The organism is Streptomyces sp. NPDC002793 (genome assembly GCF_040295485.1).
Lineage (GTDB): Bacteria > Actinomycetota > Actinomycetes > Streptomycetales > Streptomycetaceae > Streptomyces.
Genome location: NZ_JBEOVL010000002.1, coordinates 27687 through 40660, shown reverse-complemented (window position 1 = coordinate 40660; position 12974 = coordinate 27687). Strand labels below are relative to the sequence as shown.

Annotated in this window: 9 protein-coding genes; 2 read left to right on the top strand and 7 right to left on the bottom strand. The window is 70.3% G+C overall.

The window, feature by feature from the left end; translation table 11 throughout:
* Positions 1-27 precede the first annotated feature (27 nt).
* From ABT001_RS01870 to ABT001_RS01855, 4 genes are all read right to left on the bottom strand, one after another.
* Positions 28-882 carry a carbohydrate ABC transporter permease gene (locus ABT001_RS01870; protein WP_351270863.1) on the bottom strand — a complete coding sequence of 285 codons (855 nt, stop codon included), beginning with the start codon at positions 880-882 and terminating at the stop codon, positions 28-30.
* Complete coding sequence (locus ABT001_RS01865) at positions 879-1838, bottom strand: carbohydrate ABC transporter permease (protein ID WP_351270861.1); 960 nt, start codon at positions 1836-1838, stop codon at positions 879-881. Before ABT001_RS01865 ends, ABT001_RS01870 begins: the two co-directional genes overlap by 4 nt.
* Positions 1838-3157 carry an ABC transporter substrate-binding protein gene (locus ABT001_RS01860; protein ID WP_351270858.1) on the bottom strand — a complete coding sequence of 440 codons (1320 nt, stop codon included), beginning with the start codon at positions 3155-3157 and terminating at the stop codon, positions 1838-1840. Before ABT001_RS01860 ends, ABT001_RS01865 begins: the two co-directional genes overlap by 1 nt.
* 237 nt (positions 3158-3394) lie before the next feature.
* Complete coding sequence (locus ABT001_RS01855; protein WP_351270856.1) at positions 3395-4210, bottom strand: FadR/GntR family transcriptional regulator; 816 nt, start codon at positions 4208-4210, stop codon at positions 3395-3397.
* A gap of 347 nt (positions 4211-4557) precedes the next feature.
* Here ABT001_RS01855 and ABT001_RS01850 point away from each other — a divergent pair, with 347 nt between their 5' ends.
* Entirely contained in the window at positions 4558-7566 is a 3009-nt protein-coding gene (locus ABT001_RS01850; protein ID WP_351270853.1) for a 3-keto-alpha-glucoside-1,2-lyase-like domain-containing protein, read from the top strand.
* A gap of 76 nt (positions 7567-7642) precedes the next feature.
* Here ABT001_RS01850 and ABT001_RS01845 read toward each other — a convergent pair whose 3' ends face one another.
* The 3 genes from ABT001_RS01845 to ABT001_RS01835 all read right to left on the bottom strand — a co-directional run bounded on the left by ABT001_RS01845 (position 7643) and on the right by ABT001_RS01835 (position 11213).
* Entirely contained in the window at positions 7643-8299 is a 657-nt protein-coding gene (locus ABT001_RS01845) for a hypothetical protein (RefSeq protein ID WP_351270852.1), read from the bottom strand.
* A gap of 203 nt (positions 8300-8502) precedes the next feature.
* Positions 8503-9846, bottom strand: a complete 1344-nt coding sequence (locus ABT001_RS01840) for an MFS transporter (protein WP_351270849.1) — start codon at positions 9844-9846, stop codon at positions 8503-8505.
* Between the two features lie 194 nt (positions 9847-10040).
* On the bottom strand, positions 10041-11213 hold the full coding sequence (locus tag ABT001_RS01835) for a 4-hydroxybenzoate 3-monooxygenase (protein WP_351270846.1): 1173 nt from the start codon (positions 11211-11213) through the stop codon (positions 10041-10043).
* 395 nt (positions 11214-11608) lie between these two features.
* Between ABT001_RS01835 and ABT001_RS01830 the strand changes: the two genes are divergently transcribed.
* Entirely contained in the window at positions 11609-12901 is a 1293-nt protein-coding gene (locus ABT001_RS01830) for a YeeE/YedE family protein (RefSeq protein WP_351270844.1), read from the top strand.
* Positions 12902-12974: the final 73 nt, after the last annotated feature.

Sequence of the window (12974 nt, the reverse complement as noted above, 5' to 3'; positions counted from 1 at the left end):
TCCGAAGGCGGTGATGAGGGGGGTTGTTCAGCCCTTGGTGGCGCCCGAGGTCAAGCCGGCCACCAGGTACTTCTGCCCGAGGAGGGCGGCCAGGACGACGGGCACGGTGATGAGCGTCGCGGCGGCCATCAGACCGCCCCAGTCGGTGCTCGCGTACGAGATGAAGTTGAAGAGGGTCACCGGCACGGTCTGCGTACGGTCGTCGGCGAAGATCAGCGCGAACATGAAGTTGTTCCAGCTGAAGACGAAGGCCAGCAGCGAGGCGGTCGCCGTCCCGGGGGCCGCGAGGGGCAGCGCGATGCGCCAGAAGGCGCCGAAGGCGCTCAGCCCGTCGGTGCGCGCGGCTTCCTCGAGTTCGACCGGCAGGCCGGCGAAGAAGCTGATCATGATCCACATGATGAGCGGGACGGAGACGAACATCTGACTGAGGATCAGCACGGTGTAGGAGCCTACGAGGCCCATCTGCGCGAACAGGTAGTACCAGGGGACGAGCAGGGAGATCGCCGGGACGATGCGCGCGACCAGGATCAGAGATCCGGTGCGATGCATCCCGAACCGTCCGACCGCCCAGGCCGCGGGCACCGCGATGACGGCCGAGAGCACGGTGGAGACCACGCCGACCAGCAGCGAGTTGCCCATGGACCGAAGGATCTGCCCGGCCTCCACGATGTTCCGGAAGTTCTCGAGGGTCGGGCTGAACCACAGTCCGACGGACGGGTCGGTCACCTGGACGTTGGTCTTGAACGCGGCGGCGAACATCCACACCAGGGGCAGCGCGAAGACGAGCGTCACCAGGGCGATCGCTATGCCGCGCAGCCAGGAGCGGGCGGCGCGCCGGCGCAGATGCGCCGGGACGGGGACGGGGGTGACGGTGGCACTCATGCGGTCTTCCTTCCGCCCCGGCGGCGCAGCAGCACCACGACGCCGATGATGAAGAGCGTGAACAGGACCAGGACGGCGGCGGCCAGGCCGTACTCCTGGTAGTCGAAGGTGAGCCCGTAGGCGTAGACGTTCAGGGTCTCCACCTCGAAGTCCGAGCCGCCGCCCGCACCCTTGGTGGCGTAGAGGATGTCGAAGGTCTTGAGTGCGTCCACGGCGCGCAGTACCAGGGCGGTGGCGAGCGTCGGACCGAGCATCGGCAGCACGACGTGCCGGAACCGCTGCCAGCTGTTCGCCCCGTCGACGCGGGCCGCCTCCTCCGGCTCCTCGGGCAGCGTGGTCAGCCCGGCGAGCAGCAGCAGGGTCATCATGGGCGTCCACTGCCAGACGTCGATGAGCATCAGGGTCGGCAGCGACTGGCTGACGGAGCCGAGGAACTCCTGCCGGGGGATGCCGACCCCGGCGAGGAGGTGGTTGGCGATGCCGTTGGTGGGATCGAGGATCAGCAGCCAGAGGATGCCGATGGCCACGGGTGTGGTGAGCAGCGGGATGATCAGGACCGTGCGCACCCACCGCATGCCCCGGAACGGCTTGCGCATGAGCATGGCCAGGGCGAGACCGAGCACCGTCTCCAGGACCACGGCCCCCACGGTGAAGACCACCGTGCGCTGGGCGGCGGGCCAGAACCGGCGGGTGTCACCGAGGGCGTCGGTGAAGTTCCTCAGGCCGACGTGCTCCTTGCCCGCGTTCACCGCGCCGAACGCGTCGGTCAGGCTGAGGCTGACGGTGTAGACCAGCGGGAAGACGATCATCAGGCCGACGAAGAGCAGGGCCGGGGTGAGCATCGTCCACTTCAGCCGCCGGTTGGCCTGCTCGAAGGTGCGGGACCGGCGCGGGGCAGGCGATCCTTCACCCGGTGCGAGGGCCGGGCGGGTCGGGGAGACCTCTGTGGTGGACATCAGGACTCCTTGTGGCGGTTGTCGCGGACGAGGAAATCGGCGAACTCCGCATGGGCGTCACGAGCCACCGGACGTACGTCGCCGCCCAGGATCCCCGCGACGAGCGGCCGCCCGACGATGTCCCTGGCCCGCCCGACCTGCAGGACCCGGGGCCGGTCGTAGCCGAGGCCCCGCTCCGCGTTGAGCCGCATGGCCTCGGCGAGATCGGGAGGGAAGGACTTCAGGGACGCCGGGTCGGCCCACACCGAGCTGCGGGCGCCGGGGATGCCGTCCTTCTGGAGGGCGGCCGTCATCTCGGGGCTCGCGGCCCACTTGATGAACTCCCAGGCGTCGTCGCGCAGCAGACTGAAGGTGCTGATACCGAGGCTCCAGGACGGGATGTTGTGCGGTCGCGCTCCGGCGGGTCCGGCCGGGAAAGGCGCGAAGCCGACGGTTTCGCGCACGGTCGACACCTGCGGGTCGAGCATGCTGCTGTAGATCGCGTCGGCGTCGACGTAGAAGGCCGCCTTGCCCTGCGCGAAGATCGGCATGGCCTGTTCGAGGCTCATGTTGGTGGCGCCGGGCGGACCCGTCCTCGAAAGGAGGCCGCCGTAGTACTCGTACGCGGCGAGAGCCTCGGGCGTACCGATGCCGGACCTGCCCCGCACCACGAAGTCGCCGCCGTGCGAGTACAGGAAACTCGACCACTGGGACACGGCGCCGCTGCGCTGTCCCCGGCCGACGAAGCCGTAGAAGCCCTTCTTCCTGTCGGTGAGCTCCTGGGCGGCCGCCATCAGCTCCGCCAGGGTGCGCGGCGGTCCTCCGAGGTCCTCCACGAGGTCCTTGCGGTAGTACAGCGCGGGGCGTTCGGTCACCACGGGGACGCTCAGCACCTTGCCCGCCGTCACGGAAGCCTCGCGCGGGGCCTTCTGGAAGTCCGACCACGCGAACTGTCCGTCCTGGGAGACGCGGTCACTCAGATCGGTGAGCCAGCCGTTGTGCGCGAAGAGGAGCTGCTCCTGCAGCGCACGGACCATCATGACGTCCACGTCGGTGCCCGAGGCGTTGAGCTTCACGTTGTAGCTGCTCGCCAGCTGGTCCGCGGTGAGCAGGGTCATGGAGACTCGCCGGCCGATGCGCTCCTCGAACTCCTCGGTCCGGCGCCGGATCGCCTGTGACCAGACGTGGTTGATCGCCATGATCCGCAAGGGCGCGTCGGCGGACGGCCGCGCGCCCCCGGTCGTACACGCGCCGAGCGCCCCCATCCCGGCGGCTCCCGCGACTCCTGCCGCCAGCCTGCCGAAGGAGCGCCGGCTGAGGAGCTGGCTGCTCGTGGACATCGTCGTCCTCGTCTCTCTGCTGTGTCGTCCGTCTTGCTCACCGACGGACGAGTTGCCTCCGCGGGAGCACCGGTTCACTCCTGGTCCAACTGGTAGTACCAGTTGGACCAGAGGGACGTTAGCAGGAGAGTGATGCGCCGAACAGCCCTTTCGCGGGCCGAATCCACCGCGGTGCGCGGTCGGCCCCGCCGGGACGCACGGCGTGCCACGCGTCGTGCCCAGGGGGGGCGCCGGAAGCTACCCGGTCGTCCTGCCGTTGCCCGACCGGTCCCCGGTCTCGTCCAGCAGTGCTTCGATGTGGTTGCGCGCCATGATGTCGACCTGGACGTCGAGATCCTTGCCGTAGGTACGCAGACCGAGCATCAGGTGCTCCCGCATCCGTTCACAGGCCAGTCCCGCGTCCCTCGCCTCGATCGCCTCGAAGATCTCAGGGTGATGCGGAACCCCGGGCTCGCCGATCGAGGGGTCGGAGTTGGAGCGGAGCATCATCTCGAACATCATCCCGCTGATCGACGACAGCATGATCCTCAGGACCGGGTTCTTGCTCGCCTCGGCGACGGCGTCATGAAAGGCCATGTCGGCCCGGGCCTTGACGACGACGTCGCTCGCCGACTCCAGGGCGTCCCGGGCGGACCGCATCGCCTCGATGTCCTCGTCCGTGGCGCGCTCGGTCGCCAGACGCACCGTCTCGATCTCCAGCGGCAGCCGCGCTTCGATCAGCTGCCGAACGGTGGGCCGGCCGGCCCGGTACAACGCGTCGTACCCCCTGGCCTGCCCTGAGGTCTGCTCGCGCACAAACGAACCGCGGCCGGGAGCGACCTCGATCAGGTGCTGGGCCTCGAGCCGCCGCAGAACCTCACGTACGACGTTCCTGCTGGCACCGAACTGAGCCGCGAGCTCGCGCTCCGAAGGAAGCTTCGTTCCGACGGGGATGTCACCGGACCGGATGTCGTGCTCGAGTTCCCTTGCGATCCGTTCCGTCACGAGCCCGCGTTGGGCGGGGGCCGCGGTCCGGCCGGACCGCGCGGAAGGGGAAGAGGCGGACGGCTGCATCCGAGCAGCGTACAGGCTGGTCGGGAGCGGTACAGCGGCTCCGGATCCGAACGCGTTCACCTCGGACCACGGCGGTCTCCACCGTGCCCGCGGCGGGCACGGCGTCGGCGAAGCCGATACGGCGGACAGGGGCCCTCGGGCCCCCGTCCGCCGCGTGGGGTGACGCGGGTGCCGTGCCGGGGCTGTCAATGGGCCACCAAGGCCAACACCCCACTTTGAACTCGCAGATGACAAAGTATGGACTTCCTCAGCGGAAGTCCCCTAGCGTGGCGGCGCAACCCAGGCCTGTTGCTCTTTTCGCGGATCCGTACAGCCCGACCGGAGTGCCACCCCGTTCTGGAGGACCGATGCATCCACGGCTGTTCCCACGTGCCCGAAGACACCTCGCTGCCCTGCTCGTCGGGGGGTTCCTCGCGGGAGGCGTCTGGGCCGCCCCTCCGGCCGCAGCGGCACCGGACGACATCCCACCCCAGGAGCCGGGCGTCACGCTGCGCGTCTTCGACACGCAGGTGCCACTCAGCAAGCTGTGTACGCTCAAACCGGGTCAGACCCCGAACCACGACAAGCTGATGCCGACGGTGGACTGGTCCACGGCCGGTGACTTCGGCGGCTTCGCCGACAACTTCGTGGCCGAGGCCTCCGGTTATCTGGTCGTCCCCGCCGGCGGCACGTACACCTTCCGTCTCAACAGCGACGACGGCTCGCGGCTCACCGTCGACGACCAGGTGGTCATCGACCACGACGGTCTGCACGGCGCCGAGCCCAAGGACGGAGCCGTCCAACTCGACGCGGGCACACACCCGTTCCGGGTCGACTACTTCGAGCGGGGCGGCGAGCAGCAGCTGACGCTCTCGTGGAGGCCGCCGGGGGCCGACGGCTTCGGCGTCGTACCGACCGAGGCGCTGAGCACCGACGCCGGGGTCGTCCGGGTCACCGCTCCGGGCCGCAAGGAGTGCGAATCGGGAGCGGACAGCCCCGGCGACGGCCTGCCGCTCGCCGATGTGCGCCCCGACCTCGACCTCACCGACCTGCGTCCGGACGGATTCGAACCGCAGGTCAGCGGGATGGACTGGCTGCCCGACGGGCGTCTGGCCCTCTCCACCTGGGGAGGCAGCGACAACGTGACCGGCGAGGTGTACCTCCTCGACAACGTCACGGGGGACACCAGCCGCGACAAGGTGACGGTGAAGAAGGTCGCCGAGGGCCTGCGCGAGCCGATGGGCATCAAGTACGTCGACGGTTCGCTGTACGTCTCGCAGAAGCACGAGCTGACGCAGCTCGTCGACAAGGACAAGGACTTCGTCACCGACGAGTACCGCACGGTCGCGACCTGGCCGTACAGCGGTAACTTCCACGAGTTCGCGTTCGGGCTGCTCTACCGCAAGGGTCACTTCTACGTGAACCTGTCAGTCGCCATCAACTACGGCGGTGCCACGACCACCCCGCAGCCCGCGCCGGGCCGCGGTACGACGTACAGGATCAGTAAGAAGACGGGCAAGATCCATCCGGTCGCGGGCGGTCTGCGGACCCCGAACGGGATCGGCTGGGGACCCGGCGGTGACATCTTCACCACGGACAACCAGGGCGGCTGGCTGCCCGCGTCGAAGCTCGTTCAGATCAAGCAGGACCGCTTCTTCAACCACTACACCGAGCCGTTGGGCCCGTTCGACGACCGGCCCGTCACCCAGCCGGTGGTCTGGCTGCCCCAGAACGAGATAGGCAACTCACCGAGCACGCCGCTGCACCTGCAGGAAGGCCGGTTCGCCGGTCAGATGCTGATCGGCGACGTCACCTACGGCGGTCTCCAGCGTGCCTACCTGGAGAAGGTGAAGGGTCAGTACCAGGGTGCCGTCTTCCGTTACACGCAGGGGCTCGAAGCGGGCGTCAACCGCATCACCATGGGTCCCGACGGTGCGATATACGCGGGCGGTCTCGGCGCCGACGGCAACTGGGGCCAGGAAGGGAAGCTGAAGTTCGGCCTGCAGAAGCTCACGCCGAACGGCGGCAACACCTTCGACATCAAGGAGATGCGCGCCGTCCCCGGCGGCTTCGACCTGGAGTACACGCAGCCGGTGTCGGAGGCCACCGCGGCGGAGCTGGCGTCCCGCTACCAGGCGGACCAGTGGCGCTACACCCCGACGTCCGACTACGGCGGCCCGAAGATCGGAGAGGAGCAGCTCGCCGTGTCCTCGGCGACACTCTCCGACGACAGCCGCACCGTGCGGCTGCGACTCGACGGACTCAAGCCCGGCCGGGTCGTACACCTCCGCTCACCGCGCCCCTTCGCGTCCGAGTCCGGCGAGACGCTGTGGAGCACGGAGGCCTGGTACACGCTCAACGCCCTGCCGGGCAAGCAGCCCCCGCCCGCCACGTCGTACGAGGCGGAGGAGGCCCGGCTCACCGGGACGGCCGGTGTCCACACCGACCACACCGGCTACTCCGGCAGTGGTTTCGTCGACCGCTACAACACGGAGGGCAAGGCGGCCACGACCTTCGACGTGACCGTCCCCAAGGCCGGCGACTACGACGTGAACCTGCGCTACGCCAACGGCCCCGACCCGTTCGTGGGCACCAAGAAGCTCTCCCTCCACGTCAACGGGAAGAAGCTCAGACAGACCGCACTCGCCTCGACCGGAACCTGGGACGACTGGTCGACCAAGACCGAACGGATCCGGCTGCACGCGGGGCCCAACACCCTCTCCTACCGCTTCGACGCGGGCGACACCGGGCATGTCAACCTCGACATGATCACCGTGCGGAGGCACGGCACCCCCGTCGCGCTCTTCGACGGTACGGCCGCCTCCCAGGGGCAGTGGCAGCACACGGACGGGCGGCGTCTCGAATGGCCGTTGTCGGCCGAGCAGTCGATGGAGGTCTGCTGCGGTGACATCCGCACCAAGGACGCCTACCAGGACTTCAAGATGCAACTGGAGTTCCGGGTGCCGCAGCTTCCGGACGACGTGACCGGTCAGAACCGCGGCAACAGCGGCATCTACCTCCAGGACCGCTACGAGCTGCAGATCCTCGACTCCTTCGGCGACACCACTCCCGCAACGAACGAGGCCGGGGCGATCTACGAGAAGAAGGCACCGGACGTCAACGCGGCCACGGCCCCGGAGACATGGCAGAAGTACGACATCACCTTCCGGGCGGCGCGCTTCGACGACAGCGGCCGCAAGACCGCCGACGCGCGGGTGACGGTGGTGTGGAACGGCCGGAAGATCCACGACGACGTCGCGATCGACGGCCCGACCGGTGCGGGCAGAGCGGAGGGCCCTTCGGCCGGAGCGATCCGTCTCCAGGACCACGGGAACGCGGTGCGGTTCCGTAACATCCGCATCGAACCGCTGAGCTGAGGCACGGGCTCCACCGATCACACGGTGCACCTGCGATTTGGCAGGTGCACCGTGTCGTCCCGCCCCGGCACGGACGTCAGCCGGCGGCGGTCTCCGACGCGTGCCAGGCCGTGGCGAGCCCTTCCAGCCACGCCGGGGGCAGTTCGGCGTGCTCCCACTCCGACCGGAGGGCGGCCGGAACCGCGGTGATGCGTTCGAGTACGGCGATGCTCGTGGGGGAGTGGAGGAGGGAGTAGCGGCCGTGGACGGCGGTGCGGCTGCCCGGCCCGTACCGCGCGTACAGCCCGGTCAGCCGCTGCCGATGGGACTCGGTGAACCGCTCCAGCTGTCCGGGGTACCCGACCCGGCCCACGACGCCCATGGTGCCGAGCACGGCGGTGAGGACCTCGTCCGACACCTCGGGGTCGAGATCCGAGGAGTCACTGAACGCGAGATAGAGGGGCGACACGGCGACCTTCGCGCGCTCCACGTCCACCCTCCCGACGGGATGACGGCCCCGCGCGGAGTCTCCCGCCGAGCCGGGCACCCCCTGTCCGACGGCACGTTCGAGGGCCCGCTCGGCCACCCGGTCGAGCGCGTCGCCGACGGCGCGGGCGCCGTCGTGCCAGCCGGTGCAGTACCGCTCCCCGCTCCCGGCCGGGTCACCCGCCGCCTTACCGGCCTCGCCGCGCGCGCCGGCGATCGCACCGGCCTCCACGATCGCGATCAGCTCCTCGGCTTCGTCGCGGAGCATTCCCGCACGGCTCAGGAGCTGGAAGAGGGTCTCCTTCGCGTTCAGGACGCTGGCGGAGTCGAGCGGGTGCCGCCCCGTTTCGGCGCTGTTGATCGTGTCCTCCTCGTCGGCCTCGGTCTTCCACCGGCGGCTGCGACCGCCCGGCTTCCCAAGTCTCCACGATTCGACCGGTCATCGCCGCAACCCGGGCCGGTTCCGGACCCTCAGTCCGTCGCCGGGGTGAGTGCCGGGGCCGGGTCCGTGCCGCGCCCGCGGCGCCCGCGCGTGGCCGACGGGACCAGGGAGATCGCCACGGCGCCGAGGACGGCGGTCACGGCGAACGTCGTGAAACCGAGGCCCGCGTCGCCGCCGGCGAGGACCGCACCGCCGAGGGCCGGGCCGACCACCGCGCCGGTGCGGCCGATGCCGGTGACCCAGCCCAGGCCGGTGGCGCGTTCGCGGGGCGCGTAGACGCGGGACGTGGCGGCGTACACCATCACCTGGGCGCTGAACAGCCAGATGCCGGTGACGAAGACGACCACGTACGCGGCGCCGAGCGGCAGTTGTGCCCTCAGCAGGAAGGTGCCGACCGCGGTCAGTACGAACCAGAGCGCGGAGACTTTCACCGGGCCGAACCTGTCCGCCGTACGGCCCGCTATCAGCATGCCGACGATGCCGCCCGCGTTGATCACCAGCAGGAAGGTGACCGAGGAGGAGAGGGAGTAACCCGTGGCGCGCATCAGCTCGGGAAGCCAGGTGGAGACGCCGTAGACGAGGAGGAGGCCCGCGAAGGACGCGATCCACAGCAGCGGGGTCACCCAGCGGGTACCGGGTGCGAACAGGGCGGTGATCGCGGCGATACGGCCCTTCGCGCCGGCCTGGGGGACCTCCCGCACGCCCGGGCGCTCCAGCCGGTAGCGGTCGGCGACGGCGTGCGCCTCCTCGGTGCGTCCGCGGGCGAAGAGCACCCCGGGGGACTCCGGAAGCCACTTCTGCACCAGTGGCACCGCGATCACGGCGGGCAGCACGCCCGCCCAGAACACCCAGCGCCAGCCGTGCTCGGGGGCCACGACGAGGCCGATGCCCGTGGCGGTCATCCCTCCGGCGTGGTAGGAGGTCATCATCAGGCCGGTGGCGAGGGCGGCCCGGCGGGGCGGTGCGAACTCGGCGACGATCGCGAGGCCGATCGGCATGAGGCCGCCCAGGCCGAGGCCGGAGAGGAAGCGGCCTGCGCCGAACAGGGTGGCGTCGGGGGCGACGGCACACAGCGCGGATCCCGCCGAGAACAGCACGACGCTGCCCACGACCAGCGGCTTCCGGCCCAGCCAGTCGGTGAGGGTGCCTGCGGCCAGTGCGCCGATCAGCATGCCGAAGGTGGTCCAGCTGCCGATGGTGCCGGCCAGCGCGGGCGTGAAGCCGAGACCTTCGTCGGCAAGGAGGTGCGGCATGGTCGCGCCGTAGATGTTGACGTCCATGCCGTCGAAGAACACGGCGAGCCAGCACAGGGCGATGACCGGGGCGACCACACGGAAGGAGCGGTCGGGTGGAGAAGCGTGCGAGGAAGCCACGGGGCACTCGCTTTCTGCCACGGCGTCGTGGCGGAGGGGCCTCCCGTACGAGGGAACAACGCCACGGCGGGAGCAATTGTTCGCGAGGTGAAAATAATTCCACTGTCGGGCCGTGTGAGTTTCTCCCCGGCCTCCGCCCGTGTCAATGGTGGGGAGGGCCCGCAGGCGCATGTCTGCGGGCCGTCGGCGCGCCGTCAGGGCAACGGCAGCCCGGCGTAGTTCATGGCGAGTTCCGCCGCCGCGTGCGGTGATGCGGCGATGCGGTCGAGCTGGGCGATCTGCAGCCGGGTGTCGAACGGGCTCTGGGACGGATCGGTGTGCAGCGCCGTGGTCATGAAGTACGAGAAGTGCTCGGCGCGCCACACGCGGCGCAGGCACGTGTCCGAGTAGGTGTCGAGCAGATCGGACGCGCCCGTCTCGTGCTGCCGGATCAGTGCCCGGCCCAGCACCACCACGTCGGCCACGGCCAGATTGAGTCCCTTCGCGCCGGTGGGCGGCACGATGTGCGCGGCGTCGCCGGCCAGGAACACGCGGCCGAACCGCATCGGCTCGGTGACCGAACTCCGCATCGGCAGAACGCTTCTCGAGGTGATCGGGCCGCGTTCCAGCGTCCAGTCGTCGAGTGCGAACCTGGCGTCCAGCTCGTCCCAGATCCGCTCGTCCGGCCAGTCCGCCGGATCCGTGCCGTTGGGCACCTGCAGATACATCCGGCTCACCTCGGGTGACCGCATGCTGTGCAGGGCGAAGCCGCGCGGGGAGTGGGCGTATATCAACTCGTCGCAGGACGGTGCCACATCGGCCATGATGCCGAGCCACGAGTAGGGGTACACCCGCTCGTAGGTGCGCCGGACCCCCTCGGGAACGGCCGCCCGGGCCACCCCGTGAGAGCCGTCGCAACCGACCACGTAATCGCATGTGAGGGTCCTGTTCCGGCCGTCCTGCGCGTAGTGGACCGTCGGGCGTTCGGTGTCCGCGCCCTCGACGGAACGGACCTCGGCCCCGAAGTGGAGGGCCGCGCCGTCGGCGAGCCGCAGGGCTATGAGGTCCTTGACGACCTCGGTCTGCGCGTACACCCACACGCGGCGACCGCCCGTCAGTGACGGGAAGTCGATCCGGTGCGCCCGGCCGTCCCAGCGCAGCTCGACGCCGTCGTGGACCAGCCCTTCGGTGTCCAGCCGTTCCGCCGCTCCGGCCTCGCGCAGGGCGTCGACGGTGGACTGCTCGAGGATGCCCGCCCGCTGCCGCTGTTCGACATAGGCCCGGTCGCGGCTCTCCAGGACGACGCAGTCGACGCCCGCCCGGTGGAGCAGTCGTGACAGCAGCAGCCCGGCCGGGCCGCCCCCGATGATTCCCACGGTCGTGTGCACCGCTCGTTCTCCTTCTGCTTCGGGGCGTTCGCACCCCTGGGGCGAGCCCGTGCCGACATCTCATAGGTGTTCGCAAGGTGAAGAATTGTTCACAGATCGCCGTGAGTTTGTCGCTCGGACCGTGGCCCTGTCAATGGTTCCGAGGGGGCTCCGGTGCTCCCTCGACGTCTCGGAAGGCTTCCGCATGGCGAGACGGTCGAGCATCCGGAGCGGGCCCGTCCGTATATTCGTACGCATGTCTGCATCGGCCCTGTCACTGTGCCTCGCGCTGTTCGCGCACTCGGCGTGGTGCGTCGACGACGGACTCTGAAGCGGCTGAGTCACGCGTCGGCGATGCATGCCGCGCCGTCGACACCGACCGCCGCCGTCCGTCGAGCACCATCCGGAGACCACTCGTGACCACCGCGCCACCCGCCGGGCCGGCCGCGCCGCCGCGCGCACTGCCCGCCCTCCTCGTTCCCTCTCCCACCTCGGCCCCGCGCCCCGAGGCGCCGCCCCTGCCCCCGGTCCGCCGGGCGCCCCTCGTCGTGGCGGGCCTGCTCGCCGTGGCCCTGACCGCGTACGTGTGGTCCGCGCACGGCGCCCGACCTGGAGTCCTGCTCCTGCTGGGGCTCGGCCTCGGCGTCGCACTCTTCCACTCCCGCTTCGGCTTCACCTCCGCATGGCGGCAGCTCGTCGCGGTCGGCAACGGCACCGGGCTGAGGGCTCACGCGCTGCTGCTCGGGACCACGGCCACCCTGTTCGCGCTGATCATCGGCACGAGCACCGGGCTGTTCGGATCGCAGCCCGCACCGTCCGCCGGGTCGATCGGAGTCGGCCTGATCGTCGGATCGCTGCTCTTCGCGATCGGGATGCAGCTCGGTGGTGCCTGCGCCTCGGGGACCCTGTTCGCGGTCGGCTCGGGGCAGACCTCGGTCGTCCTGACCCTCGGCGGGTTCATCGCGGGTGCCACGCTCGCCGCCTGGCAGTTCGACCTGTGGAAGGACCTGCCGGCCTGGGAGCCGGTCGTACTCTCCGACCACATCGGGTGGTTCGGCTCCTGGGCGGTGACGATCGCCGCACTGCTGCTCGTCGTCGTGGTCTCCCGGCGCGTCCAGGCGCGCCGCAACCCGCCGCCGCTCGGCGCGGTGCCGTCGGCGCGCACGGCGGCCGTACGGGCCCTCCGCGGCTCATGGCCGCTGGCCGCCGGCGCCCTGGTGCTGGCCCTGCTCGGCGCGGGCGTGCTGCTGGTGTCCGGCGGAGCCTGGGGCGTCACCAGCGCGTTCAGTCTGTGGGGCTCGGAACTGGTGGGCGCGCTCGGTGGCACCCCGGAGAACTGGAGCTGGTGGCAGCAGCCCGGCAACAAGGAGATGCTCGCGGGGCCCGTGCTGGCCGACAAGACCAGCCTCACCGACATCGGCATCATGATCGGTGCGGCGGTGGCAGCCGCCCTGGGCGGCACCTGGGCCCTGCACCGCGGCATCCCGTGGCGTACGGCCGTCGCCGCGGTGCTCGGCGGTGTGCTGATGGGCGTCGGCGCCCGGCTGGCCGGAGGCTGCAACATCGGTGCCTATCTGGCGGGCGTCTCGTCCGGCAGCCTGAGCGGCTGGCTGTGGGGCGCGGTCGCGCTCATCGGCACCTGGGCCGGACTCAAGCTGCGCCCGTTGTTCGGCCTGGGCAACCCCAAGCCCGGCGACGGCGTCTGCTGACCACCCCGGGCCGGGCCACCGGCCGATTCCGCTGCGGAGGAACGCTGTTCGCACACCTCCTCTACGATCATCC

Bases quoted from the DNA above. Each gene is read 5' to 3' on its own strand.
- ABT001_RS01860 (WP_351270858.1), bottom strand. From the start codon at position 3,157: ATGTCCACGAGCAGCCAGCTCCTCAGCCGGCGCTCCTTCGGCAGGCTG.
- ABT001_RS01865 (WP_351270861.1), bottom strand. From the start codon at position 1,838: ATGTCCACCACAGAGGTCTCCCCGACCCGCCCGGCCCTCGCACCGGGT.
- ABT001_RS01855 (WP_351270856.1), bottom strand. From the start codon at position 4,210: ATGCAGCCGTCCGCCTCTTCCCCTTCCGCGCGGTCCGGCCGGACCGCG.
- ABT001_RS01850 (WP_351270853.1), top strand. From the start codon at position 4,558: ATGCATCCACGGCTGTTCCCACGTGCCCGAAGACACCTCGCTGCCCTG.
- ABT001_RS01845 (WP_351270852.1), bottom strand. From the start codon at position 8,299: ATGCTCCGCGACGAAGCCGAGGAGCTGATCGCGATCGTGGAGGCCGGT.
- ABT001_RS01870 (WP_351270863.1), bottom strand. From the start codon at position 882: ATGAGTGCCACCGTCACCCCCGTCCCCGTCCCGGCGCATCTGCGCCGG.